The sequence below is a fragment of the Phenylobacterium sp. genome (assembly GCF_030697925.1).
Classification (GTDB): domain Bacteria; phylum Pseudomonadota; class Alphaproteobacteria; order Caulobacterales; family Caulobacteraceae; genus Phenylobacterium.
Genome location: NZ_JAUYOJ010000024.1, coordinates 1 through 24,718 on the forward strand (window position 1 = coordinate 1; position 24,718 = coordinate 24,718).

General features: G+C 68.2%; 25 protein-coding genes. 13 read left to right on the top strand and 12 right to left on the bottom strand.

Features of this window, described 5'->3' with window-relative positions; genetic code table 11:
- A partial coding sequence (locus Q8Q88_RS02790) for a GNAT family N-acetyltransferase (RefSeq protein ID WP_305673676.1) occupies positions 1-708 on the top strand: 708 nt, incomplete at its 5' end.
- Between the two features lie 25 nt (positions 709-733).
- Positions 734-1,150 (top strand): VOC family protein, encoded by a 417-nt coding sequence (locus Q8Q88_RS02795; RefSeq protein ID WP_305673677.1) that lies wholly within the window; start codon positions 734-736, stop codon positions 1,148-1,150.
- Here the strand turns inward: Q8Q88_RS02795 and tpiA are convergent.
- Positions 1,147-1,890: a triose-phosphate isomerase gene (gene tpiA / locus Q8Q88_RS02800; protein ID WP_305673678.1), complete on the bottom strand. Its 744-nt coding sequence runs from the start codon at positions 1,888-1,890 to the stop codon at positions 1,147-1,149. The genes Q8Q88_RS02795 and tpiA overlap by 4 nt on opposite strands.
- Before the next feature lie 134 nt (positions 1,891-2,024).
- Between tpiA and Q8Q88_RS02805 the strand changes: the two genes are divergently transcribed.
- From Q8Q88_RS02805 to Q8Q88_RS02815, 3 genes are read left to right on the top strand one after another with little or no spacing between them, the layout of a single operon-like run.
- Positions 2,025-3,962 (top strand): peptidyl-prolyl cis-trans isomerase, encoded by a 1,938-nt coding sequence (locus Q8Q88_RS02805; RefSeq protein ID WP_305673679.1) that lies wholly within the window; start codon positions 2,025-2,027, stop codon positions 3,960-3,962.
- Positions 3,959-5,491, top strand: a complete 1,533-nt coding sequence (gene trpE / locus Q8Q88_RS02810; RefSeq protein ID WP_305673680.1) for an anthranilate synthase component I — start codon at positions 3,959-3,961, stop codon at positions 5,489-5,491. Before Q8Q88_RS02805 ends, trpE begins: the two co-directional genes overlap by 4 nt.
- A 12-nt stretch (positions 5,492-5,503) precedes the next feature.
- Positions 5,504-6,295 carry an alpha/beta fold hydrolase gene (locus Q8Q88_RS02815; RefSeq protein ID WP_305673681.1) on the top strand — a complete coding sequence of 264 codons (792 nt, stop codon included), beginning with the start codon at positions 5,504-5,506 and terminating at the stop codon, positions 6,293-6,295.
- A gap of 14 nt (positions 6,296-6,309) precedes the next feature.
- On the opposite strand, the gene Q8Q88_RS02820 is transcribed toward Q8Q88_RS02815, so the two are convergent.
- The gene (locus tag Q8Q88_RS02820; protein ID WP_254833214.1) at positions 6,310-6,510 is read right to left on the bottom strand and encodes a hypothetical protein; all 201 of its coding nucleotides are present in this window, start codon (positions 6,508-6,510) and stop codon (positions 6,310-6,312) included.
- A 79-nt stretch (positions 6,511-6,589) separates the two neighbouring features.
- Here Q8Q88_RS02820 and Q8Q88_RS02825 point away from each other — a divergent pair, with 79 nt between their 5' ends.
- The 5 genes from Q8Q88_RS02825 (at position 6,590) to lexA (ending at position 10,754) form a co-directional block, all read left to right on the top strand.
- Positions 6,590-7,180, top strand: a complete 591-nt coding sequence (locus Q8Q88_RS02825; protein WP_305673682.1) for an aminodeoxychorismate/anthranilate synthase component II — start codon at positions 6,590-6,592, stop codon at positions 7,178-7,180.
- Positions 7,181-7,184: 4 nt separating this feature from the next.
- Entirely contained in the window at positions 7,185-8,201 is a 1,017-nt protein-coding gene (trpD, locus tag Q8Q88_RS02830) for an anthranilate phosphoribosyltransferase (protein ID WP_305673683.1), read from the top strand.
- Positions 8,198-8,986, top strand: a complete 789-nt coding sequence (gene trpC / locus Q8Q88_RS02835; RefSeq protein WP_305673684.1) for an indole-3-glycerol phosphate synthase TrpC — start codon at positions 8,198-8,200, stop codon at positions 8,984-8,986. Before trpD ends, trpC begins: the two co-directional genes overlap by 4 nt.
- The gene (locus Q8Q88_RS02840; protein WP_305673685.1) at positions 8,983-9,948 is read left to right on the top strand and encodes a hypothetical protein; all 966 of its coding nucleotides are present in this window, start codon (positions 8,983-8,985) and stop codon (positions 9,946-9,948) included. Before trpC ends, Q8Q88_RS02840 begins: the two co-directional genes overlap by 4 nt.
- Positions 9,949-10,064: 116 nt before the next feature.
- Complete coding sequence (gene lexA / locus Q8Q88_RS02845) at positions 10,065-10,754, top strand: transcriptional repressor LexA (protein WP_305673686.1); 690 nt, start codon at positions 10,065-10,067, stop codon at positions 10,752-10,754.
- Here lexA and Q8Q88_RS02850 read toward each other — a convergent pair.
- Positions 10,745-11,581, bottom strand: a complete 837-nt coding sequence (locus tag Q8Q88_RS02850; RefSeq protein ID WP_305673687.1) for a ComEC/Rec2 family competence protein — start codon at positions 11,579-11,581, stop codon at positions 10,745-10,747. The two genes, lexA and Q8Q88_RS02850, sit on opposite strands and share 10 nt — an antisense overlap.
- A complete protein-coding gene (locus tag Q8Q88_RS02855) occupies positions 11,476-12,912 on the bottom strand; it encodes a ComEC/Rec2 family competence protein (protein WP_305673688.1) in 1,437 nt (478 codons plus the stop codon). Before Q8Q88_RS02855 ends, Q8Q88_RS02850 begins: the two co-directional genes overlap by 106 nt.
- 13 nt (positions 12,913-12,925) lie before the next feature.
- On the opposite strand from Q8Q88_RS02855, the gene gltX reads away from it, so the two are divergent.
- The 3 genes from gltX (at position 12,926) to Q8Q88_RS02870 (ending at position 16,134) form a co-directional block, all read left to right on the top strand.
- Positions 12,926-14,329, top strand: coding sequence for a glutamate--tRNA ligase (gene gltX, locus Q8Q88_RS02860; protein WP_305673689.1), 1,404 nt, complete (start codon positions 12,926-12,928; stop codon positions 14,327-14,329).
- Positions 14,330-14,388: 59 nt separating this feature from the next.
- Positions 14,389-15,669, top strand: a complete 1,281-nt coding sequence (gene gltA, locus Q8Q88_RS02865; RefSeq protein WP_254833206.1) for a citrate synthase — start codon at positions 14,389-14,391, stop codon at positions 15,667-15,669.
- Positions 15,670-15,759: 90 nt separating this feature from the next.
- Positions 15,760-16,134: a hypothetical protein gene (locus Q8Q88_RS02870; RefSeq protein ID WP_305673690.1), complete on the top strand. Its 375-nt coding sequence runs from the start codon at positions 15,760-15,762 to the stop codon at positions 16,132-16,134.
- On the opposite strand, the gene lpxB is transcribed toward Q8Q88_RS02870, so the two are convergent.
- From lpxB to rseP, 8 genes are read right to left on the bottom strand one after another with little or no spacing between them, the layout of a single operon-like run.
- Positions 16,075-17,241: a lipid-A-disaccharide synthase gene (gene lpxB / locus Q8Q88_RS02875; protein WP_305673691.1), complete on the bottom strand. Its 1,167-nt coding sequence runs from the start codon at positions 17,239-17,241 to the stop codon at positions 16,075-16,077. The two genes, Q8Q88_RS02870 and lpxB, sit on opposite strands and share 60 nt — an antisense overlap.
- Positions 17,238-18,080: an LpxI family protein gene (locus Q8Q88_RS02880; RefSeq protein ID WP_305673692.1), complete on the bottom strand. Its 843-nt coding sequence runs from the start codon at positions 18,078-18,080 to the stop codon at positions 17,238-17,240. Before Q8Q88_RS02880 ends, lpxB begins: the two co-directional genes overlap by 4 nt.
- A gap of 10 nt (positions 18,081-18,090) precedes the next feature.
- The gene (gene lpxA / locus Q8Q88_RS02885) at positions 18,091-18,882 is read right to left on the bottom strand and encodes an acyl-ACP--UDP-N-acetylglucosamine O-acyltransferase (RefSeq protein ID WP_305673717.1); all 792 of its coding nucleotides are present in this window, start codon (positions 18,880-18,882) and stop codon (positions 18,091-18,093) included.
- Between the two features lie 2 nt (positions 18,883-18,884).
- Complete coding sequence (fabZ, locus tag Q8Q88_RS02890; RefSeq protein ID WP_305673693.1) at positions 18,885-19,355, bottom strand: 3-hydroxyacyl-ACP dehydratase FabZ; 471 nt, start codon at positions 19,353-19,355, stop codon at positions 18,885-18,887.
- Positions 19,352-20,371, bottom strand: coding sequence for a UDP-3-O-(3-hydroxymyristoyl)glucosamine N-acyltransferase (gene lpxD / locus Q8Q88_RS02895; protein WP_305673694.1), 1,020 nt, complete (start codon positions 20,369-20,371; stop codon positions 19,352-19,354). The genes fabZ and lpxD overlap by 4 nt, the downstream gene beginning before the upstream one ends.
- A gap of 40 nt (positions 20,372-20,411) precedes the next feature.
- The gene (locus Q8Q88_RS02900) at positions 20,412-21,065 is read right to left on the bottom strand and encodes an OmpH family outer membrane protein (RefSeq protein WP_305673695.1); all 654 of its coding nucleotides are present in this window, start codon (positions 21,063-21,065) and stop codon (positions 20,412-20,414) included.
- A gap of 8 nt (positions 21,066-21,073) precedes the next feature.
- Positions 21,074-23,470 (bottom strand): outer membrane protein assembly factor BamA, encoded by a 2,397-nt coding sequence (gene bamA / locus Q8Q88_RS02905; protein WP_305673696.1) that lies wholly within the window; start codon positions 23,468-23,470, stop codon positions 21,074-21,076.
- A gap of 29 nt (positions 23,471-23,499) precedes the next feature.
- Positions 23,500-24,717 (bottom strand): RIP metalloprotease RseP, encoded by a 1,218-nt coding sequence (rseP, locus tag Q8Q88_RS02910; protein WP_371129801.1) that lies wholly within the window; start codon positions 24,715-24,717, stop codon positions 23,500-23,502.
- Position 24,718 lies beyond the last annotated feature (1 nt).

The window sequence follows — 24,718 nt, forward strand, 5'->3', positions numbered from 1 at the left end:
TTCGGAGCGCTGCAGCAGCACCACGCCGATGAGCGAGATGCAGACGATGATGTGGATGGTGAGCAGAATGCCGAGCAGCATGACGTGGTCCGATGCGTTCGGGCGGTCGCCCGCGCCGAAATGAAGCGCGCGCTCTACCACTGGGAAGATCGCAAGGCCATAGCTAGGGCGTCGCAGTTCGCGGGCAAGGCCATGATTCTCGAAACCGAACGCCTCAGTCTTCGGCCCCTGGAGGCCGCCGACGCCGAGTTGCTGTTCCCGATCCTCAGCGATCCGGAGGTCATGGCCCACTGGGACGTGCCCGAGATCGACGATCCCGACGTGGTGCGCGAGGTGGTCGAGGGCCAGGTCGCCGACGTCGAGGCCGAACGCGCGCTCCACTGGACCATCTGGACGCTGGAAGAGGCCGAGTTCCTAGGGGCCTGCGACCTCTCCGACATCGACCGGCGGCACAAACGCGCCGAAATCGGCTTCATGCTGGGACGCGGCGCCTGGGGCCAGGGCTATGCGCTGGAGGCCATGCGCGCGGTGATCGCCTTCGCCGCCTCGTCGGGCTTCCGGCGGCTGAGCGCTCGAACCCATTTGGGCAACCTGCGCTCCGACACCCTGCTGGAGAAACTCGGCTTCCACGAGGAGGGCCTGTTGCGCGGCCACGTCCTGCGTGACGGAGATCGCCGCGACTGCCGTCTGTTCGGCCTCTTGCTTTGAGGCGAGAAAGCCCGATCTGAGGCCCATGACCGCAAACCCGATCACCCTCGCCGGCCTCGACCACATCGTCCTGCGGATCACCGACAAGGCGGCGATGATCGCCTTCTATACCGAGGTGCTGGGCGCCAGCGTCGACTGGGACCGCCCCGAGCTAGGCCTGACCCATCTTCGGATCGGCGACGACCTCATCGACCTGGTGACCATCGACGGGCGTCTCGGATCGATGGGTGGGGCCGCGCCAGGGGTGGAAGGCCGCAACCTCGACCATTTCTGCCTGCGCGTGCGCCCCTTCGACGAGGCGGCTATTCGCGCACACCTGGAGGCCCACGGCGTCAGAATCGCCGACGAGGGCGAGCGCTACGGCGCCGATGGCGACGGGTTCTCGCTCTATCTGCAGGACCCGGAGGGCAACACGGTCGAGCTCAAGGGGCCGAGCGCCTAGAGCGCTCGGATAATCCCCAGGAAGTCCTCGGCCTTCAGGGACGCGCCGCCCACCAGGGCGCCGCCGACCTCGGCCGCGTGCAGGATCTCGGCGGCGTTCGAGGGTTTCACCGAGCCGCCATAGAGAATCGCCGGGGTCCTGCCGTGCTCCCCGAAGATCTCGACTAGGGTGGCGCGGATGGCCACATGAACCTCCTCGATCTCGGCCGTCGAGGGCGTCAGGCCGGTGCCGATGGCCCAGACCGGCTCATAGGCCACGGAGAAGGCCTTGCCCGCCAGCTCGGCCGGCAGGGAGCCCCTCACCTGCCCGGTGACGATCTCCAGGGCCTTGCCGGCCTTGCGTTCGTCCAGGGTCTCGCCGACGCAAACGATGGGCTCGAGGCCCGCGGCCAGGGCGGCGGCGGTCTTCGCGGCGACCAGAGCGTCGGTCTCGCCGTAGCCGGCGCGGCGTTCGGAATGGCCCAGGATCACCAGGCTCGCCCCCGCGTCGGCCAGCATGGCGGCCGAAACATCGCCGGTGAAGGCGCCGGAGGGTTCGGCCCGGCAGTCCTGGCCGCCGACCAGCACCTTCGTGTCCTTGAGCGCCGAGGCGGCGCGGGCGGTCAGCGTCGCCGGCGGGCAGATCGCCACCCGCGCCGTCGTCTCGCCCAGTCCGGCGGCTGTGGCGAGCGCCTCGGCCAGCGAGGCCAGGAGCCCGTTCATCTTCCAATTGCCGGCGATCAGGGGGATGGGTGCGGTCATCGAGGCCTCGCTTGCGGTGCTGCGAGGCGCGTTAAGCCAAGCCGCTCTTTCTGTCACGCGCTTGCGGGGGGGAAGCCGCCTCCACTATACCCCCGGTTCCACGGTTCATGCCGGACAGGCTCAGGTAAGATCAGATGCTCGCCGCCACACGCAAATTCTCGAGATCTTGGGTCGCCGCCGTGCTGATCGGCCTGCTGGTCGTCAGCTTCGCGATCTTCGGCATCAACGACGTGTTCAAGGGCAATTTCTCGAACGACGTGATCACCGCGGGCTCGCGCGGCGTCACCGCCGCCGACTTCAAGCGGGAGTTCGACCAGTTCCGCAAGAACGCCGAACAACAGATGGGCCAGCCGGTCACCGTCGAAATGGCGGTCGAGAATCGCGTGGACGCCCGAGTGCTCGAGGAGCTCGCTTCGAGCCAAGCCTTCGGCGAGCTGCTCTACAAGGCCGGCGTCCGTCCGTCGGATGGCCTGATGGAGAAGGAGATCCGCAAGATCCAGGCCTTCTTCAACCCGATCTCCGGCGCCTTCGACAAGGCCCTCTACCAGCAGCGGTTGAACGAAGCTGGCCTGACGCCCGAAAAGTTCGACACCGTCATGCGCGACGAGATCGCCCAGTCGCACGCCATCTCGGCCATGGTGAACGGTCTGCGCGTGCCGCGCGCCTATACCGCCCTCGGCGCCGTCTACTCGCTGGAAGCCCGGGACGTGAGCTACTTCCCCATCGATCCGCGCAGCGTCGAAGAGCCGAAGCCTCCCACCGACGCCCAGCTCACCGCCTTCATGAAACAGAACGAGGCTCAGCTCACCCGGCCGGAACTGCGCGTCCTGACCGTGGTCGCCTTCAGCCCGGCCATGATCCAAGGCGTCCTGCCGATCGACGAGGCCGAGGTCCAGAAGCGCTTCGATTTTCGCAAGGACACCCTGGCCAAGGCCGAGACCCGCTCGCTGGTCCAGGTTCCCGCCAAGGACGCCGCCACGGCCAGGACCATCGCCGCGCGCCTGGCCAAGGGCGAGGACGCCGGGGCTATCGCCAAGTCGCTGGGCGTAGAGGCCATCACCTATGTCGACAAGCCGCGCACCGCCGTCGCCGATCCGCGCGTGGGCGAGGCGGCCTTCGCGCTCAAGGCCGGCGAGGTCTCCGGCCCGATCCAGGGCGCGCTCGGGTTCGCGGTGATCAAGGTCGACAAGATCACCCCCGGCCAGTCCGTGACGCTGGAGCAGATCCGCCCGCAGATCGAGGCCGAGTTGCGCAAGGACGCCGCGTCCGAGAAGGTCTATGCGCTGAGCCAGGCCTATGAGGACGCCCGCGCCGAGGGCGCCAACCTGTCGGACGCCGCCAAGAAGGCTGGCGTTCCGTCCATGACCGTGGGCCCCGTCACCGCCCAGGGCATGGGCGCACAGGGCCAACCGGCGCCAGGCCTGACGCCGAAGATCCTGGAGGCCGCCTTCGGTCTGCCGGCCGGCGGCGAGAGCGACATCCAGGAAATCGGCAACGGCGAGTACTTCGCCGTCCGCGTCGAGCGGGTGATCCCCAAATCCATGCCGCCCCTGGCCGAGATCAAGCCGCAGCTCACCCGCGTCTGGATGATGCAGGAGCTGGTCAAGCGCATGCAGGCCAAGGCCGACACCTTCGTCGCGCGCCTGAACAAGGGCGAGACCCTGGAAGCGGTCGCCACCGCCGCCGGGACCAAGGTCGCCCGTGTGGTCGGCCTGGATCGCCAGAACGCCGGCCAGTCCCAGGCCCTGTCGCGCGACGCCCTCATGAAGGCCTTCGGCGCCAAACCGGGCGAGGTCTTCGTCGCCCAGGACCCGCGCTTCGGCCTGGTTGTCGCCAAGCTCGAGGCCGTCCGCGCCCCGCCGCCGGCCAACCTCGCCCGGATCACCGAGGAGACCCGACCCCAGATGACCATGGGCCTGTTCCGCGAGGTCGGTGAAACCGCCCGCCGCGCCGCCCGCGAAGAAGTGAAGGTCAAGATCTATCCCGACAAGGCGCGCGCGGCCCTCGGCCTCCCGCCCCTCAAGGACGAAGGCGAGGCCGGCGCCGCCGGCAAGGCGGAGAAGAGCAAGTGACAATCGAACCTGCGTTTGCGGACTTTGAGGCGAAATATGCTCAAGGCGCGCCGCAGGTGGTCTGGACCCGCCTGATCGATGATCTGGAGACCCCGGTCTCGGCCTATCTGAAGATCGCCCACGGGCGGCCTTACGCCTTCCTGTTCGAGAGCGTCGAGGGCGGCGCGCACCGGGGGCGCTACTCGGTGATCGCCATGAAGCCCGACCTCGTCTGGAGGTGCCGAGGCGACAAGGCCGAAATCGCCGTCGGGCCTGACATCGAGGCCGGCCGCTTCCAGTCCCAAGCCGGCGGGGCGCTGGATTCGCTGCGCGACCTGGTGGCGCGCTCGCGGCTGGACCTGCCCGAGGGCCTGCCGCCCATGTCGGCCGGGGTGTTCGGAGCGATCGGCTACGATATGATCCGGCTGGTCGAGCGTCTGCCCAACGTCAATCCCGACCCGCTGGACCTGCCCGACGGCCTGATGACCCGGCCCTCCATGGTCGCGATCTTCGACGCCATCGCCCAGGAAATCGTGCTGGTCACCACGGTGCGGCCCTCGGAGATCACGGCCAAGGCCGCCTATGAGGACGCCAAGGCCCGCCTGGCCGAGGTGATGGCCGACCTGCGCGGCTCAGCCCCGCCTCTGGTCGGCGACGGCGAGGCCCAGCCCGACCGTTTCACCACCCCGGTGAGCCGCGAGGACTATCACCGCATCGTGGCGCGGGCGAAGGACTACATCCTGGCCGGCGACATCTTCCAGGTGGTGCCCAGCCACCGGTTCCGCGCGCCGTTCGCCCTGGACCCGTTCGCGCTCTACCGGTCGCTGCGGCGGACCAACCCCTCGCCGTTCCTGTTCTATCTGAACTTCGGGGACTTCCAGCTCGCGGGCTCGTCGCCCGAGATCCTGGTGCGCCTGCGCGACGGCAAGATCACCATCCGCCCCATCGCTGGCACCCGCCCTCGCGGCGCCACGCCGGAAGAGGACCGCCGGCTCGAGGCCGAGCTGATCGCCGATCCGAAGGAACGCGCCGAGCACCTGATGCTGCTGGACCTGGGCCGCAACGACGTGGGCAGAGTGGCCATGCTGAAGAGTTCAGGCGCCAACGAGCCGCCCCAGGCCTCGCGCGGTCCCCGCGTGCGGGTCACGGGGTCGTTCTTCGTCGAACGCTACAGCCACGTCATGCACCTGGTCTCCAATGTCGAGGGCGACGCGCCGGAGGGGCTGGACCCCGTCGACGTGCTGATGGCCGCCCTGCCCGCCGGCACGCTCTCGGGCGCGCCCAAGGTGCGGGCCATGGAGATCATAGACGAGCTGGAGCTGGAAAAGCGCGGCATCGCCTATGCCGGAGCGGTCGGCTATTTCGGCGCCGACGGCTCGGTGGACACCTGCATCGTGCTGCGCACCGCCTGCTTCAAGGACGGGATGATGTACGTCCAGGCCGGCGGCGGGGTGGTCGCCGACAGCGACGCCGACGCGGAGTATGATGAGACCCTGCACAAGGCCCGCGCGCTGCGGCAGGCGGCCCAAGAAGCCTGGCGGTTCGTCTAGCCGGTCGCGACCATGACAGCCGCCGCCCGATATCAGATCATCACCCATGCCGGTTCAGGCGCGCCGTGGCTCGTCATGGTGCACGGCGCCACACAGCACAGCAGGCTCTTCTCAGGCCAGGTCGGGGCGTTCTCGCCAGGCTACCGACTTTTCCTCGTGGATCTCCCGGGGCATGGGCGCTCGTCAGACCTGACAGGTCCGTTCGGCCAAGTGGAATATGCGGCGAGCGTCAGGGCGGCGCTCATGGAGGCCGGGATCGAGCGCTTCCACTACTGGGGCACGCATACGGGCGCGGCAGTGGGTCTCCTATTGGCCCTCGAAGAGCCCGGTTGCGTCCTGTCCCTTATCCTCGAAGGTGCGGTCGTGCCCGGCGCCTCCATGCCGTACACCACCCGCAGAATCGAACAGGCGCGCGCCACGGCGCGTTCCCGGGGCGCCGCGATCGCAATCGAGGAGTGGTACGACACCGCCGAGTGGTTCGATGTCATGCGCCGTGATCCCCTTGCCTGCCGAGCCGCCGACCAGAAGGCCATGCTTGCAGAGTTCGGAGCTCGGCCCTGGCTGGATGACGCCGTCCCGGCGCCGGCTCCAACGGTCGAGGCTCGCTTGGGTGAGCTTCAGGTCCGCGTGCTGCTCGTCAATGGCGAGCGCGATCTTCCCGAATTCCTGGCGACCGCCGATCACCTCGAGCAGCGTCTTCCAGATGTGACTCGCGTCACGATCCCGGACGCTGGAGGTTTCCCGCTATGGGAGCGACCGGAAGCGGTGAACCATGTTGTTCTTGGGTTCCTCAGCCAATATTGACGGCCATGGCGGTCCTAGCGCGCCTTCTGCACGATGTGCGTCGTGGTCACCGGCGGGGCCAGGATCATGGCCGTGGCCAAGGCCAGGGCCGTCGAGGCGGCGAAGGCCGCGGCGATCAGGGCCGGCCAGACCCGTTCCTGGGCCTCGGGACCGGCGAGCAGCCGGCGGGCTCTGGCGATCATCACGGCGTCGAGGGCGGAATCGGGGGGCGGCATGGCCACAGCATCCCGCCAAGTTCACGTCTCCGCAATGCGGGGTCTTGGCGCAGAGCCGGCCTCAGCCTAGAGAACCCCTATGATCCTGGTGATCGATAACTATGACAGCTTCACCTACAACCTGGTTCACTATCTGAACGAACTGGGCGCGGAGACGCTTGTCTATCGCAACGACGCGCTCAGCGTTCAGGAGGCTCTCGGCCTGCATCCGCAGGGCGTGCTGCTGTCGCCGGGCCCCTGCACCCCCAACGAGGCTGGCATCTGCCTGCCCCTGCTGGGCGCGGCGCCGGAGGACCTGCCGATCCTTGGCGTCTGCCTGGGCCACCAGGCCATCGGCCAGGCCTATGGCGGCGACGTGGTTCGCGCCAAGCAGGTGATGCACGGCAAGACCAGCGCCATCAGCCACACCGGCAAGGGCATCTTCAAGGGCCTGCCCGATCCCTTCACGGCGACCCGTTATCACAGCCTGTCGGTCGAGCGCGACACCCTGCCCGCCGAGCTGGAAATCACCGCCTGGGCCGAGGACGGCGAGATCATGGGCTTCGCCCATCGCACCCGGCCGGTCCACGGCGTGCAGTTCCACCCCGAGTCCATCGCCACCGAGGGCGGCCATCTGATGCTGGCCAACTTCCTGGAACTGGCCGGCGTCACGCCCTTGGAAGTCGCCTAGCCCGATGTCGGACGCCTTTAAGCCGTTGCTGGGCCGTCTGGCCGATGGCGGCACGCTCACCGAGGACGATGCGGGCGAGTTCTTCGCCGCCTGCCTGCGCGGCGAGCCGACCCCGGCCCAGGTCGCCGCCGCGGTCACCGCCATGCGGATGCGCGGCGAGACGATCGGCGAGATCACCGCCTGTGCGCGCGCCATGCGCAAGGCCGCGGTGCACCTGGAACTGCCCTATGAGACCATGGACGTCTGCGGCACCGGCGGCGACGGCCTGCATACGCTGAATATCTCCACGGCCGTCGGCTTCGTGGTCGCCGGAGGCGGGATCAAGGTCGCCAAGCACGGCAACCGGGCCCTGTCGTCCAAGTCCGGCGCGGCCGACGTACTCCACGAACTGGGCGTCAACATCTCCGCCTCGGCGATCCGCCAGCGCCAGGCCCTGGACGAGGCCGGCATCTGCTTCATGTTCGCCCAGGCGCACCACGGCGCCATGCGCCATGTCTCGCCGATCCGCGCCGAGCTGGGTTTCCGCACCATCTTCAACCTGCTGGGCCCGCTGACCAATCCGGCCGGGGCGCAGCGCCAGGTCATGGGCGTGTTCGCCGATCGCTGGGTCGAGCCCCTGGCTCGGGTGCTGGGCGCCCTGGGCTCGACGCGCGCCTGGGTCGTGCACGGCGGCGGCATGGACGAGATGACGACCACGGGCGAGACCAGCGTGGCCGAGTTCCGCGACGGCCAGGTGCGGCTGTTCACGATCACGCCGGAGGCCGTCGGCCTGCCCCGCTCGGCCCTGGTCGACCTCACCGGCGGTTCGCCGGCGGAGAACGCCGTGGCGCTGAGCGAGCTGCTGGACGGGGCCAAGAGCCCCTATCGCGACATCGTGATGCTGAACGCCGCGGCCGCCTTCCTCGTCGCCGACCAGGTCGAGACCCTGCGCGACGGGGTGGAGCTGGCCGCCCAGGTGATCGATGACGGCCGGGCCAAGGCGACGCTCGCCAAGCTGGTCGCCGTCACCAACGTCCCATGAGCGACATCCTCGACAAGATCGCCGCCTACAAGCGCGACGAGGTCGCCGACCGCAAGGGCCGCCGTTCGCTCGCCGAGCTCGAGGCCGCCGCCAGGGCCGCCTCCCCGCCCCGCGGCTTTCGCGCCGCCCTGGAACGCCATCACGCCCCGGGGCGCCTGGCCCTGATCGCCGAGATCAAGAAGGCCTCGCCGTCAAAGGGCATGATCCGGGCGGACTTCGATCCTCCAGCCCTGGCGAAGGCCTACGAGGCCGGCGGCGCGGCCTGCCTCTCGGTGCTTACCGACGCCCCCAGCTTCCAGGGCGCCGACAGCTTCCTGACCGCCGCCCGCAACGCCGTCGCCCTGCCGGCGCTGCGCAAGGAGTTCCTGGTCGATCCGTGGCAGGTGGCCGAATCCCGGGCGCTCGGCGCCGACGCCATCCTGGTGATCCTGGCCATGGTCGATGACGCCTTGGCCGCCGAGCTGATGTCGGAAGCCGCGCGCCTGGGCATGGACGCCCTGGTCGAGGTGCATGACGAGGCCGAGATGGCGCGCGCGGGCAAGCTTGGCGCCGAGCTCGTGGGGGTCAACAACCGCGACCTGCGCAGCTTCACCGTCGACCTGGCGATCACCGAACGGCTGGCCGGCGCCGCGCCCGCCAGCGCCCTGCTGGTCACCGAGAGCGGCCTCTTCACGCCAGCCGACGCCGCGCGGCTGGAACGGTCCGGCGCGCGGGCCATGCTGGTGGGCGAGAGCCTGATGCGCCAGGCCGACGTCGCCGCCGCGACCAAGGCCTTGCTCGCTTGATCGGCGCGGGCCGCCGCGTCGGCGCGGCCAAGGCCCGGCAGGCGGGCAAGGCGCTGATCGCCCCGGGCGGCTGGGTCTTCCTGGTCAACGACACCCACGACTTCCTGAGCTGGCAGTTCGGCCTGAAGCGCTGGAGCCGCGCCGAACGCGACCGGGTCGCCGCCACCTTGGCCGAGCGGCGGAAGCTCATCGGATCCGCGCCCTATCTGATGTTCATCAGCCCGGAAAAGAGCGTCGCCTATCGCGAATATCTGCCGCTCGGCCTCGACCGCCTGCGGCTCTCGCCTCATCGCCCGGCGCTCGTGATGACGGCGATGGCGCCGAACGCAGTGCGCTATGTGGCCGACGCCTTCGAACGCTTGAAACGCTTCGGCCTGCTCTATTTCCGGGGCGACACCCATATGAATTGGCTGGGCGCCTATCACCACTACCGCATCGCCATCGAGACGGTGCGCGAGGCTGGGATCGCCACCCATCCGCCCAAGACCTATGGCGAGATGCGCTCCTGGATCGCGGGCATGGAAGGCGACGTCTACGTCCAGATCGACGAGGCCCAAAAGGCCGAGTTCGAGGCCGAGGCCAAACTCGGCCGGGCACGCGGAACCATGCTGGAGCTGACCATCGCGCTCTCGGTCCGCGACGACGAAGTCAAGGCGCGCACGGTCGAGATCACCCAGGACTACGCCGAGATCTTCGACGGCCGCGAGCTGATCATCAAGGAACAGGACGACAAAAGCCTGCCGACCGCCGTGGTGTTCCGCGACTCCACGGCCACCCTCAGCATCGATTTCCTGGCCGAGCACTTCTCCCGCTCTCTCTATGTCTGGCACGAGGGGGACGTGGTCGCCGACTTCATCGAGCGCGAACAGCCCGACGTGGTGCTGCACTTTGTGGCTGAGCGGTTCCTGGCCGTCTATCCGGCCACCCAGCCCCTGAGTCGCCTGCCGCAGATTCGGTCCTGACAGCCCTTCGGAAAGGCCTGAAATTTCAACGGTGAAGCCGGTAACTTGACATTAACCAGGAACACCTAGAGAACATTACCAACGTTTGCGCTTTGTTCTCCAAGGGTTCGACTGCCATGCTCACCCGTAAACAGCACGAACTGCTCATGTTCATCCATGAGCGGATCAAGGAAAGCGGCGTCTCGCCTTCCTTTGACGAGATGAAGGAGGCGCTTGATCTTGCGTCAAAGTCCGGCATCCATCGGCTGATCACCGCCCTGGAGGAACGCGGCTTCCTGCGCCGCCTGCCTCACCGGGCCCGCGCCCTGGAGGTGGTGAAGCTGCCACAGCAGGCGACGACCACGGCCCCGCCAAAGGGCCGCTCCCCCTTCAAGCCGCAACTGGTGGAGGCCGGCCAAGCCGCTCCCATGGTGGCCAACGACACCCGCGACCTTCCGATCCTGGGCAAGATCGCCGCCGGCACGCCGATCGAGGCGATCCAGCAGGAACGCGACCGTCTGCCGGTCCCCGAGGTCATGCTGGGCGCGGGCGAGCACTTCGTCCTGGAGATCCAGGGGGACTCGATGATCAACGCCGGTATCCTCGACGGCGACTATGTGGTGATCCGCAAGACCGACGCGGCCAATTCCGGCGACATCGTCGTGGCGCTGGTCATGGGCGAGGAAGCCACCTTGAAGCGTCTGCGCCGCAAGGGCGCCTCCATCGCGCTTGAGGCTTCCAACCCCGCCTATGAGACGCGAATCTTCGGTCCTGATCAGGTCCAGGTGCAGGGACGGCTGGTCGGCCTCATCCGCCGCTACCACTGAGCGTCCAGGGGCGCTGTCCGCGAAGGTCCTGCGCCCAGACGATTCGCCAGCCACCCGGCTGCCGATAGAGTTCGGCGGAACCGCCGCGGGCGAAGTCGGCCTGGGTGAGCGTCAAGGCGCCTGGGCACAGGGGAGCCTCGCCGCGAACCACCACGACTTCGGCCCAGTCGCAGAACAGCGGCAGCTTGCGCTCGATGGTCGAGGGCCTCCGCGTCATGATCGCGGCGATCCTCGGCGTCTCGGCGCCTGGGCGCCTGGGCGCAGGACCAGCGGTCGCAATCATAGGCCCTGTCGCGGGCCATCAGGCCGTCCTCCGGGACCGTCAGGCCGCGCCGCCGCGCCCAGAGCTCGGCGGCGAACAGCTTGGCGTCGGGCCGGAACAGCACCGCGTCCTCGCCGGCCCGCACAGCCACGGTCGAGCCGTCGGCGGCGATCCAGGCGTCCGGCGCGGGCGGCCGGGGATAGATCGCCACCGCCAGGGCGAACGGCAGGCCTAGCCAGCGCAGCGGGCCCTTGCAAAGACACAGCCAAAGGATGCCCAGGAAGGCCGCCGCCAGGGTCCAGCCCGGCGCGCTGGCCACGGTGAGCTGGGCGCCCGGCAGACCCGCCGCAGTCGTTGCGATCCGGTTCATGGTGTCGATCGCGAGGTCTGCCGCGGCCAGGGGAAGCGCGCCAAGGCCCAACGGCGCCAGCACCACGCCGATGGCCAGGGCGGGCATCATCAGGAACGAGGAGATCGGCGCCACCAGCAGATTGGCCACCAGGCCGTAGGTGGCGACCCGGTTGAAGTGCTGCATGGCGAAGGGGCCGGTGGCCAGGCCCGCCACGAAGCTCGCCCCAGGCTGGCCGCCGTCCAGACACCGATCCCCTGCACGAGGCGGATTGGCCAGGGCGTGTTGATCTCCTTGGGAACCCGGGGCCAGGCCTCGGCCAGGGCCACCAGGGCGGCGGTGGCGGCGAAGGACATCTGGAAGCCCGGCTCCGACACCGCCTCCGGAGGCAAGATCAGGATGCCCAGGGCGGCTATGGCCAGGGTCCGCAGGCTGATGGCCTGGCGGTCGACGAGGATGGCCCCGAAGGCCGCTGCCGCGGTGATCGCCGCCCGCTCCGCCGGGCTGGGCGCCCCTGACAGCACCAGATAGGCCAGGACCGCCGCGAGGCCGGCCAGGGCCGCGGTCTTCTTCGAGGAGATACGCAGCGCCGCCCAGGGCCAGGCGGCGATCAACAGCCGCACCAGGGCGAAGGTGAAGCCACCGACGATGGCCATGTGCAGACCGGCGATCGAGACGATGTGCGCCAGGCCGGCGGCGCGCAGGGCCTCGACTTGTTCCCTGGGAATGAAGGCCTCGTGGCCGGTGACCATGGCTGCAGCCAGACCGCCGCTCTCCACGCCCATCTCGCCGACGATCTGCTTGGCCAGCGACCAGCGCGCCGAATTGATTCGCATTTCCAAGGCCAGGCGCCACGGCGGCCGTTCGGCGGCCTCGATCTCGTGAACCGGGGTCAAGGCGAAACCCACCCCGCCGATGCCGTCGAAGAAGGCGTCGCGGGCGAAGTCGTAAGAGCCGGGGCTGGCGGGCGGCGGCGGGGCGTTCAGCATGCCGCGCAATCGGATGGCGGTCCCCGGGGCCGTCAGGACGTCATCGTCCTTCAAGGTGACCCGCACGCGGATCGGGGTGGCCTCGGGCTCCAGGCGGCTGACCCGGATCGGGGCCAGCAACAGGCGCGGCCCGCCCTGCCCCGGACTGGCCACGTCGACCACGAAGGCCTCGATGCTCATCACGCCGGTCCCGGCGGGGGCTATGGGCGCGCGGACGGCCTGGGTGCGCAACTTGGCCGCCGCGAATCCCGCAGATCCGAAGGCCAGCAAGACCAGACCGACGGTCAAGGCACGGCGCGGACTCCAATGCGTCGCGGCGACCAGCCCCGCAGCGACGGCCAGGGCGAGGAACGCGGCCAGGGTCAGGGGTTCGCCCGGCAGGGCCAGATAGATCGCCGCCCCGATCCCGAAGGCGACGGGCGTCCAAAGGGTCCAGCGATCGGTCTGGGCGCGGGCCTGCTCGCCGACCCATGCTGCGATGCGGCGAAAGCTAGGACCGGCGCGAAAGCTCGTGCTAAGACCGCGCGCGCGGCCTCGCGCCGCCGTCTCCAGCTCCAAGCCTTGAGTTTCGATGCCCGACCGTCCCGTCGTCACCCGTATCGCCCCCTCGCCCACCGGCGCGATGCATATAGGCACGGCCCGGACCGCGCTTTTCAACTGGCTATATGCGCGCCATACGGGTGGTAAGTTCCTTCTTCGCATTGAGGACACGGATCGCGAACGATCCACGGAGGCCGCCGTAAAGGTGATCTTCGACGGCATGAAGTGGCTGGGCCTGGACGTGGACGCCGAGCCGGTTTTCCAAGCCGGCCGCGCCGACCGCCACGTCCTGGCCGCTCAGGACCTGCTGGCCAAGGGCCGCGCCTATCGCTGCTACATGACCATCGAAGAGACCGCCGCCGAACGTGAGGTCGCCCGCGCCGAGGGCCGGGCCATCCGTTCGCCTTGGCGCGACGCCGACGCCAATTTCAACGACCGCCCCTTCGTGATCCGCTTCAAGGGCCCGCAGGACGGCGAGACCATTGTCCATGACCGGGTGAAGGGCGACGTCTCGTTCAAGAACAAGGACCTGGACGACCTGATCCTGCTGCGCACGGACGGGACGCCGACCTACAATCTCGCGGTCGTGGTCGATGACCACGAGATGGGGATCACCCACGTCATCCGCGGCGACGACCATCTGAACAACGCCGCGCGCCAAACCCTGATCTATCAGGCCCTGGACTGGGAGGTCCCCACCTGGGCGCACCTGCCGATGATCCACGGCCCCGACGGCGCCAAGCTCTCCAAGCGTCACGGCGCCCAGGCGGTCAGCGAGTTCGATGACATGGGCTATCTGCCGGAAGCCATGCGCAACTATCTGGCCCGGCTTGGCTGGGGCCACGGCAATGACGAGATCTTTTCCGACGAACAGGCCATCGCCTGGTTCGAACTGGAGAACGTGGTCAGCGCGCCGGCCCGCCTGGACTGGGACAAGCTCAACCACCTGAACAACCACTATCTCCGTCTGGCCGCGATCGACCGGCTGGTCGAGCTGGTGACGCAAGTCCACAGGAGCCGCGATTTCCATCTGGCCGATGGCGACGCCGCGATCCTGGCGCGCACCATTCCGCTGGTCCGCGACGGGGCCAAGACCACTCTGGAGCTGGCCGACGCCACGGTGTTCGCCCTGAAGCGGCGGCCGCTGGAGCTGCCGGAAAAGATCCTGGGCCTGCTGACCGACGAGACCCGAGGACGGATGTCGCGCTTGCGCGACCGCCTGGCCCTGCAGGACGCCTGGACGGTTTCCGACCTGGAAGCCGCCCTGCGCGGCTTCGCCGAGACCGAGGGAGTGGGCCTGGGCAAGATCGGCCCGGCGCTGCGCGGCATGCTGTCGGGCGGAGCCCCGGCGCCTGACCTCGCCGGAGCCCTTGTAAGCCTTGGAAAAGAAGAAAGCTTAGGCCGCCTCGACGATGCGCTTTCACCGGCGGCGTAAGGCGTTATAAGGCACGCCGAACAGGCGTTTTATTTCATTGAACCGCGGAAGGGGATGGCATGGGCGATACGGCGAAAGTGAGCTTTGACGGGAAAACCGTCGAGCTGCCGATCCTGAAAGGCACCGACGGCCCGGCGGTCGTGGATATCCGGAAGCTCTACGCCGAAGCCGACGTCTTCACCTACGATCCGGGCTTCACCTCCACCGCCTCGTGCGAGAGCAAGATCACCTTCATCGACGGCGACGCGGGGATTCTCCTCCACCGCGGCTACCCGATCGACCAGCTGGCCGAGAAATCCAGCTTCCTGGAGGTCTGCTACCTGCTGCTGAACGGCGAGCTCCCGAACGCCAAGGAGTTCGAGAAGTTCAACCACAACATCACCTATCACACGATGCTGCATGAGCAGTTCGATAGGTTTTTCATGGGCTTCCGTCGGGATGCTCACCCGATGGCGATCATGGTCGGCGCGGTCGGCGCCCTCTCGGCCTTCTATCACGACAGCACCAATGTCGATGATCCCGAGCAGCGGATGATTTCGTCGCACCGGCTGATCGCCAAGATGCCGACGATCGCCGCGCGCGCCTTCAAATACTTCCGCGGCCAGCCCTTCGTACATCCGCGCAACGATCTCTCCTACTCGGAGAACTTCCTGCGCATGTGCTTCTCGGTGCCCGCCGAGGACTGGAAGCCCAATCCGGTCCTGACCCGCGCCATGGACCGCATCTTCATCCTGCACGCCGACCATGAGCAGAACGCGTCCACCTCCACCGTCCGCCTGGCCGGCTCGTCGGGCGCCAATCCATTCGCCTGCATCGCTGCCGGCATCGCCTGTCTCTGGGGCCCCAGCCATGGCGGCGCCAACGAAGAGGCGCTGAACATGCTCAAGGAGATCGGCACCGTCGATCGCATCCCGGAGTATGTGCAGGGCGTGAAGGACCGCCGCTACCGCCTGATGGGCTTCGGTCACCGGGTCTATAAGAACTACGACCCCCGCGCGACCGTGATGCAGAAGACCTGCCATGAGGTCCTCGCCGAGGTCGGCCTCCAGGACGACCCGCTGTTGAAGGTGGCGATGGAGCTGGAAAAGGTCGCGCTCAGCGATCCCTACTTCGTCGAGCGCAAGCTCTACCCGAACGTCGACTTCTACTCCGGCATCACCCTGCGCGCGCTCGGCTTCCCGCCCGAGATGTTCACGGTGCTGTTCGCCCTGGCCCGCACCGTGGGCTGGATCTCGCAGTGGAAGGAAATGATCGAGGACCCGTCGCAGAAGATCGGCCGCCCGCGGCAGATCTACACCGGCGCCCCGGCCCGCGACTACGTGGCCGTCGACAAGCGCTAGGCGCTATCGCTGCCAGGTTGCGCCATGACGCCACACGCCTAATGTGGAGACCCGGACCGGGGAGGTCCGGGTCATCATAAGGAGGGCGTCATGACGATCATGGCCGTCTACCTGGTAAACGCCGCCACCAAGCAGGACTACGACGACGTCAAGGCCGCCATCGGGTGGGAAGCCGATCCCCCGGACGGCGCCCTGCTGCATTTCGTGGGCTTCGACAAGGAAGGCGCCTGCAGTATCGAGCTGTGGGAATCCGAGGCCCAGTTCGAGGCCTATCGGCGCGACCGATATGATCCCGCCTGCGAGCAGGCGGGGCTGGGACGGCTCGAGGCGCGGGTGCTTGAGGTGCACAACGCCGCCGCCGCGGGACCGGTCGAGACCTATGTCCCGATCCTCGAGTCGGCGCGCCTAAGGCCGCGCGCGGCGATCGGCGAGCAGTTTGAGCACGGCGTCGGCGGCGGCCTCTGAGGGATCGGGGCCGTCGCGCCCCATCTTGGCCAGCGCCTCGTGCTGCGCCTCGATCTGGGCGTAGCGCATACCGGGGAAATCCAGCCGTTCGCCCACGGCGGCGGCCAAGGCCGGCCCATTGCAGTCGTCCTGCACGAATTCAGGCGCGACGAAGTCCTGGGCGGCGATGTTGAACAGGGTGATGTAGGGCGAACGCAGTAGCCGCTTCAGCACGAAGTGCGTGAAGTTGCCCAGCCGATAGGCCACCACCATCGGCACCCCCGCCAGGGCCAGTTCCGTGGTTACGGTGCCGGAACAGGCCAGAGCCACGGTGGCCGCCTTCATGGCGTCCAGCTTGGCTGCGTCGCCCTCGACCACATGCGCCCAGCCGCCAGCCTGGGCCTTCACGGCCTCGGCGACCGTGGACGCGGCTGGAATCACCACCTGCAGCTCTGCACGCTCCGCCTTCAACAACGCGACGGCCTCGGCGAAGGGCGGCAGGACGCGAGCGATCTCGCTGGGCCGGCTGCCCGGCAGGACCAGAAGGACCGGGGCGTCAGGCGCTATGCCCAGGTCATCGCGCAGCCGTGCCCCGTCCGCGTTGCTGAAATCGACATTGAGCGCGGAATTGCCGACGAAGGTGACCGGCAGACCCTCGGCCTCGAAATAGGGCGCGTCGAACTTGTGGATCGAGAGCAGGTGATCGACCGTGGCCGCCAGCGTCTTGGCCCGCCCCGGCCGCGTGGCCCAGACCTGGGGCCCGACATATTTCACCAGGGGCAGGTCCGGCCGGCGCTTCCGTAGCTGCTGCGCCGCCCTCAGGGTGAAGCCCCAGGAATCGATCAGCACCACCACGTCGGGCCGCTCGCGCTCCGCCAGGGCCACGGTGTCGACCACCCGCGCGACGACCTTGCGGTAGGCCAACAGGCCTTCCAGCAGACCCAGGATTGAGAGTTGCGAGATGTCGAAGGGGCTCTGGACGCCCTGCGCCGCCATCTTCGAGCCGCCCACCCCGACGAAACGGACGTGGCCGCCCAGCCTTTGACGCAGCGCCTGGGCCAGGCCCGCCCCGCGGTCGTCGCCGGAGGCCTCGGCGGCCACCAGCATGACACAGAGGGGCCGGTTCACGGCGCGCCCGGAGGCTCCACGCCGACGATGAACAGGCCAAGTTCGTCGGCCATCTCGATCACCGCCTCGCGGTCCAGCACCAGCAGACGCCCGGTCTCGCCCGCTATGCCCGCCAGCCCCGCCTCGGCGGCCCGCCGGATGGTGTTGAGGCCGATGGTCGGCAGGTCGATGCGGGTTTCCTGGATCGGCTTGGGCGCCTTGGCCAGGACGCCGCGCGGTGTGTCGGGCGTGCCGCGGATGGCCGGCGGCAGCTTGGCCACCCGGCCCAGCATGGCGTCGGTGCCCTCCTGGGCCTCCACGGCCAGCACCAGGCCGTCGCAGACCACGGCCCCCTGCCCCACATCCAGCCGGCCAATCTCCCGGGCCACGTGCAAGGCGCACTGCACGTCGGCCATCTGATCGGCGCTAGGCGAAACCCGGCCCAAGGGCCCTGCCGGCAGGGTCAGGTCGCCCATCACCTCATGGGCGCCCTCGACAGCGAAGCCTTCCTTCTCGAACTCGCCGACCAGGGCTCGCAGCAAGGCGTCGTCGCCCTTTCGCGCCGCCACCAGCACCGCGGGCAAGGCCATGAGGCCCCGCAGGTCGGGCGTTAGCGACTTGAAATCGGGCCGATCGACATTTCCCACCAGGGTGACGGCGCGGCATCCGGCGCGCTTCAGCGCCTTGAAGCACTTGCCCAGCTCGGCGATCCCGATATCGGCGCCCGGGAACCGCGCGATTTCCGAGCCAGCGAAGCCCCTCAGCCGCACGATGAAGAACGGCCGACCCGCCTGTTCGCAGTGTTCGGCGATCTCGACCGGGAGGGTCCCGCCGCCGGCGATCAATCCAAGCTTCTGCATAGGCGTCAGCCTAGACCTCGCGCTCGGGCAAGCACAGGGGGCGGCTGGCGTCGGCGCGGATGAAGTCGATGATCTCCATCACCTCGGGGCAGTCGGAATAGGTCTCGACCGTATCGTCCAGGCGCTCCTGGAACGTGCCCTCGTCGGCGAACAGCAGCCGGTAGGCCGCGCGCATGGTGTTGATCGTCTCGCGGCTGAAGCCCCGGCGCTTGAGGCCGAGCAGGTTCAACCCCTCCAGGTGGGCGTGGTTGCCCCAGACCGAGCCGTAGGGGATCACGTCCTTCACCACGGCCGCCAGGCCGCCGATCATGGCGTGACGTCCGACGCGGATGCGTTGATGCACCGCCGCCAGCCCGCCGAGGATCACGAAGTCGCCGATCTCGCAGTGGCCGCCCAGGGTCGCCTGCTTGGTCAGGATCACGTGGTCGCCGACCATGCAGTCATGGCCGATGTGGCATTCGATCATATAGAGCCCGTCGGACCCGACCTGGGTCAGGCCGCCGCCGCCCACCGTGCCGGTGTTCATGGTGGCGTGTTCGCGGACCAGATTGCGGTCGCCGATGACCAGGCGGGTGGGCTCGCCCTTATAGGCCGTGTGCTGCGGCGGGCCGCCCAGCACGGCGAACGGATGGACCACGTTATCGGCGCCCAGTTCGGTATGGCCGTCGATCACCACATGGGAGAGCAGCTTGGTGCCGGCGCCCAGCCGGACGTTCGGGCCGACGATGCTGAACGGCCCGACGGAAACGCCGTCGGCGAGCTCGGCCTTGGCGTCGACGATGGCCGTGGGATGGACTTCGATGCTCACGGGGTCTCCACCAGCATGGCCGCGAACTCCGCCTCGGCCGCTGTCTTGTCGCCCACCAGGGCCTTGCCTTCGAACTTGAACAGGCCGCCGCGGGCGCGCACCACGCGAACGTTCATGCGCAGCACATCGCCCGGCCGCACGGGCTGGCGGAAACGGCAATTGTCGAGCGAGGTGAACAGGATGGTCTTGCCCGCACGGTCGACGTTCAGCGACTTCGACATCAGCACCGCGCCGGTCTGGGCCATGGCCTCGACGATCAGCACACCGGGCATGACCGCGTATTCCGGGAAGTGGCCCTGGAAGAACGGCTCGTTGATGGTCACGCACTTGATCCCGACGATGGACTCGCTCTGGCGATAGTCCTCGGCCCGGTCGACCAGCAGGAACGGATAGCGGTGCGGGATCCGCAGCAGGATCTCGGAGATGTCGATGGAGGTCTGCACCTCGACGACGGGGGCCTCGCTCATTTGTCCGATCCTTTGCGAACGCCGGCCGACTTCGAAAGCCAAGCGACTTCGCGCATCCATTTCCGAATGGGCTGGGCTGGAACCCCACCCCAGGTTTCGCCCGCCGGCACATTGCGGAACAGGCCCGCGGCCGCGGCGATCTGCGCGCGGTCGCCGATGCTGATGTGGTCAGCCACCCCTGCCCGACCCCCGAAGGCGACGCCGTCGCCGATCGTGACGCTGCCGGAAATGCCTGTATAGGCCGCCATGACGCAGTTCCGTCCCACGCGCACGTTGTGTGCGATGTGCACAAGGTTGTCGATCTTGGTGTTCTCGCCCACCACGGTGTCTTCGAAGGCCCCGCGGTCAACGCAACTATTGGCGCCGATTGTAACGCCGTCCTGCAGGATCACCCGACCGAGCTGGGGCACGTCGATCACCCCCTGGGCCGCGCCGGTCGCCCCAAAGCCGGGCTCGCCGATCCGGGCTCCCGCCAGGATGTTGACCCGGTCGCCCAGCAGGGCGAAGCCGATGCTGGCGTTCGCGCCGATAACGCAGTCGCGGCCGATGGCCACGCCGGGGCCGATCACCGCATTGGCGCCGATCACGGTTCCGCGGCCAACGCGGGCGCCCGGGCCGATCACGACGCCGGGCGACAGGGTCACCCCCTCCTCCAGGACGGCCTCGCGCGACACGGCGTCCGCGCCGGCATGGCGGCGGGGACGATGCAGGCGGTTGCCGGCCGCGGCGTAGGCGGCGTGCGGCGCGGCGGTGACCAGGGCGGCGCATCCCTCGGGAACCAGGTCCGCATTGCCAGCGGACACGAAGACACCGGCTGGCCGGCGCTGCGCCAAGGTCTCGGCGTATTTGCGGTCGGTGAGAAAGGTGACGGTGTCGGACTGGGCCTGGGCGAGGACCGCCACGGCGCGGACCGAGCGCCCGCCCTGGGCGTCGTCGGCCAGCTTGGCGCCCGTCACCTCGGCCAGTTCGGCCAGGGTGACGGGTCCAAGGTCCTCAAAGAAACGCGGATCGGGCATCGAAATCCTTCGGCTCGACCCGGGTCTAGCGCGAGTCGGCCTACCGGCGGGGCGGCGTGGCCGGAGATTGCGCGCCGGGCGCTGCCTGGTCCAGGCGCTCGCGGTCGAAGTTGAACTGGGTGATCTTGGCGTTGAGCGCCGTCACGACCGGGCCGGAGATGTCCATGGCCGGGTTGGCGATGACCACGGCGTCGCGGGTCAGCAGCAGGCTGCATTGGCGCTGCTGGTAAACCTGACGGATGATCGGATCCAGTTCCTGGCCAACGCGGCCGAGGGCCTTCTGCTGGGTGGCCTGCAACTCGCGCTCGCGCAGTTGAGCCTTGCGCTGGAAGGCGTTGGCCTTGACCTGCAGGGCCGAGGCACGGGTCTCGAAGGTGTTCTGGTCGAGGGTCGCGCGCTGGCCTTCGAGGGTCTTGGCCTCGTTCTGGATGGCGGTGTCCTCGGCCTTCAGCTCGGCCTGAACCTGGGTGGCGATCTGCTGCAAGCGGGTCTGGACGTACTTGCCCACGGTCGAAGAGCCGATGGAGCCTTCGAGCGAGATGATGCAGTGACCCGGGAGCGCCGGTCCGTGGGTGACCGCAGGCGCGGCCGCGGCGGCGGGCGCCGGAGCGGCCGCCTGGGCGAACGCGGCGCTGGATGCGGACGCGGCGATGGCGGCGACACAGGTCGCCGCGACGAGGGCTTTGATCGTCATGAGTGGAATTAGAACCTGGTTGAGGTGGAAAACCGGAAGGTTTCGGTCTTGTCGTAGTTCTCTTTGGCCAAAACTTGGCTGAAGTCGAAACGAATTGGCCCCATCGGCGACCGCCAGTGCACCGAAAGACCGGCCGAGGCCCGCAGCGACAGGTCGTCGACGATCGCCGGATCGCGCGTTCCTGGCGGGTACGGCAGGTTGGTGAGCGGGTTGATGGCGCCCGGCTGGTAGTTCTTGTCGGCGTCGTCCAGCAGGCCAAGCGTGCCGAAATCGGCGAACAGCCCGGCCTTGATTCCGTACTGCTCGGGCAGGCCGGTCGGTATGGCCAGCTCCACCGTGCCGATAGCGTAGGCCCGGCCGCCGAGGGCGTCGGAACGGCTGAAATTGGTGTCGCGCGGCCCGATGCCGGCGGTCTCGAAGCCCCGGAAGTTGTTGCCGCCCTTATAGAAACGGTCGTTGATCCGGATCGTATCGCCGCTGAACCCGGCGATGAAGCCGGCCGAACCGGAGACGCTGAGAATGAAGTCCTTGTTGAAGCCGTGCCACCAGCCGCCGGTGGCCTCGGTGCGGACGTAGTTCACGTCGCCCCCGACCCCGGCGAAGTCCTGCGAGACATCGAAGCGGTAGCCGCGAGTCGGATTGATCGGGTCGTTCCGGCGATCATAGAGATAGGTGTAACCCACCAGCGAGGTGATGAACTTGCCGCGCTGGGCGCAGAGGGAGAGCGAGACCACCTGGGCGGTGCAGAGCGAGCTGTCGATATCGACCTCGTCGCTGCGGAGGGTGTAGCGGGTCGACATCCGCGAGGCGACCGTCAGCGGGAACCCGAAGCGGATATTGCTGCCGATCGTATTGGTCTCGTAGGCCGAGAACTCCGAGTAATCGAGCCGATAGGCGTAGAGATCGAAGCCCGCACCCAGGTCGCGGCCGAGGAAGCGCGGCTCGGTGAAGCCGAAATCGATCTGCTGGCGCAGCGAACCGACCGAGACCCGGGCGCGCACGCTCTGGCCGCGGCCGCGGAAGTTCCGTTCGGTGATGCCCAGGTCGAGCACAAGCTGGTCGACCGACGAATAGCCGGCGCTGAACGACAGCTCGCCCGTGGGCTGCTCCTCGACCTTGACCTGCAGGCCCGTGCGATCGGGCGCCGAACCGGGAACCTCCTCGATATCGACCTCCTTGAAGAAGCCGAGCGCGCGGATGTTGTTCTTGGATCGGTCCACCAGGGCCCGGTTATAGGCGTCGCCCTCCACCAGGTTCAGCTCGCGCCGGATCACATAGTCCAGGGTGCGGGTGTTGCCGGTGACGTCGATGCGCTCGACATAGACCCGCGGACCCTCGCGGACCTGGAAGACCACGTCGACGGTGTTGGTCTCCTTGTTGGCAGTGTAGCGCGGACGCACGTCGACCGCGGCGAAACCCGCCGCGCCGGCCGCGAAGGTCAAGGCGTCGGTGGCCTGCTCGATCCGTTCGTCCTGGTAGGTCTCGCCAGACCGGATCGGCACGAGCTGCTGCAGGACGTTCTTGTCGAGCTTCTGGAGTTCGGTCTCGACGGTGATCTTGCCGAACCTGTACTCAACGCCCTCCTCGAGGGTGTAGGTGATCGCAAAGCCGTTCTTGTCCGGGGCCAGCTCGGCGATCGCCGAGATCACGCGGAAATCATAGAAGCCGCGGTTGCGGTAGTGCTTGCGCAGCTGCTCCTTGTCGTACTCCAGACGATCGGGGTCGTAGTTGGCGTTCGACGAGAAGAACTTGAACCAGCTGGTCTGCTCGGTCACGACCACGTCGCGCAGGTCGTTGTCCGAGAATTCCTTGTTGCCCAGGAAGTTGACGCGCAGGACACCGCTCTTGGGCCCTTCGTCGATCTCAAAGATCAGGTCGACGCGCTTCTGCGGCAGCTCGACGATCTTCGGCGTGACGGCGGCCGAGATCCGGCCGGAACGACGATAGAGTTCGATGATCCTCTGGACGTCCTGCTGGACCTTGGCGCGGGTGAAGATGCCGCGCGGTCGCACGGTCACCTCGTCGCGCAGCTTCTCTTCCTTCAGGCCGGAATTGCCCTCGAACACCACCTTGTTGATGATCGGGTTCTCGACGACCGTGACGATCATGTCGGCACCCTGCAGCTCGACCTTCACGTCGGCGAACAGGTCGGTGCGGAACAGGGCCTTAAGCGCCAGGTCGGCCTTGGCCGGATCGAGGACCTCCCCCGGCTGGATCGGCAGGTAGGAGAGCACCGTCGACTGCTCGATCCGCTCATTGCCGCGTACGATGATCCGCTGGACGACGCCGGACTGCTGCGGGGCCGCCTGGGCCGCGGCGAGCGTCGGGACGACAAGCGCGGTCGAGCCCATCAAGAGGGCAAGTCCGGAGGCGAGCGCGGCGCTGTGAGCGCGGGTTCTTTGCATCGTTTAAGCCGTTAGCGGAAAAGGGCGGGTCAGGAGAAGACGCCGCCGAGGATTTTGAACACACGCAGCTGTTGCAGATCGTTCCAGGTGGCGAACAACATCAATCCCAGCAACAGCGCAAGACCCACCCGGTAGCCTGCGGCCTGGACATTGGCGGCGACCGGGCGGCGGGCCACGGCCTCATAGGCGTAGAACAGCAGGTGCCCCCCGTCCAACACGGGGACCGGCAACAGATTCATGAAGCCGATGCTCACCGAGACGAAGGCCGCGAGCTGCAGCAGATTGACGGCGCTGCCCAGCAGCATTTCGCCGGGACTCGAGGCGCCTTCGGCGCCGGCCTGGGCCACCTTCCCGGAGATTCGGGCGATTCCCAGTGGGCCGCTCAGCTGGTCGGCCGAGACCTGGCCGGTCACCATGCGGCCGAGATAGTAGACGGTCGTGCCCAGCGTGCTCCAGGTGCGCTCCACCCCGCCGCCCAGCGCCTGGAGCGGCGTATAGCGAACGCGGATGAAGTCGCTGGGCTTCTGGGGCGGGGCGAACCCCAGCACGCCGACCCTACGTTCCCCCGAGATCGGGTCCTTGCGGATCTGCCATTCCGGCGTGGCGTTCAGGGTCAGTTCCCGCCCACCGCGGTTCACAACGAGCGGGGTAAGCACATTGGCGCGAACCTGGATCATGGTGGCGAGCTGGTCGAAGGTCTTGATCGGGGTTCCGGCGGCGGCCACCACCAGGTCGCCCGGCAGGAGGCCGGCGCGCGCCGCCGGGCTGTCCGGCTGGACAAAGGCCACCTTGGCCGGCAACACCTCCGCCCCGTAGGCCATCAGCAGGCCAGCGAACAGCACGATGGCCAGGAAAAAGTTGGCGAAGGGGCCGGCGGCCACGACGATGGCCCGCTGCCACAGCGGCTTGAAGTGGAAATAGCGGTCGATGGCGCCCGGGCCCTCGCGACGCTCGACCTCTTGGCGCAGGCTCTCCAGGCTTTCGTGATCGGGCAGGCTGGCGGCGTTCTCGTCGCCCGAGAAGCGCACATAGCCGCCCAGGGGGATCCACCCGACCCGCCACTCGACACCCGACCTGTCCTTCCAGACCGCCAGCGCCTTGCCGAAGCCGATGGAGAACCGGTCGATGGCGACGCCGAAGCTCTTGGCGGCCAGGAAGTGGCCCAGCTCATGGATCGTGACCACCAGCCCCAGGACCAGCAGGAAGGAGACGACGAAGGTGAGAGACGTGAGGGTGAAATCGATCACG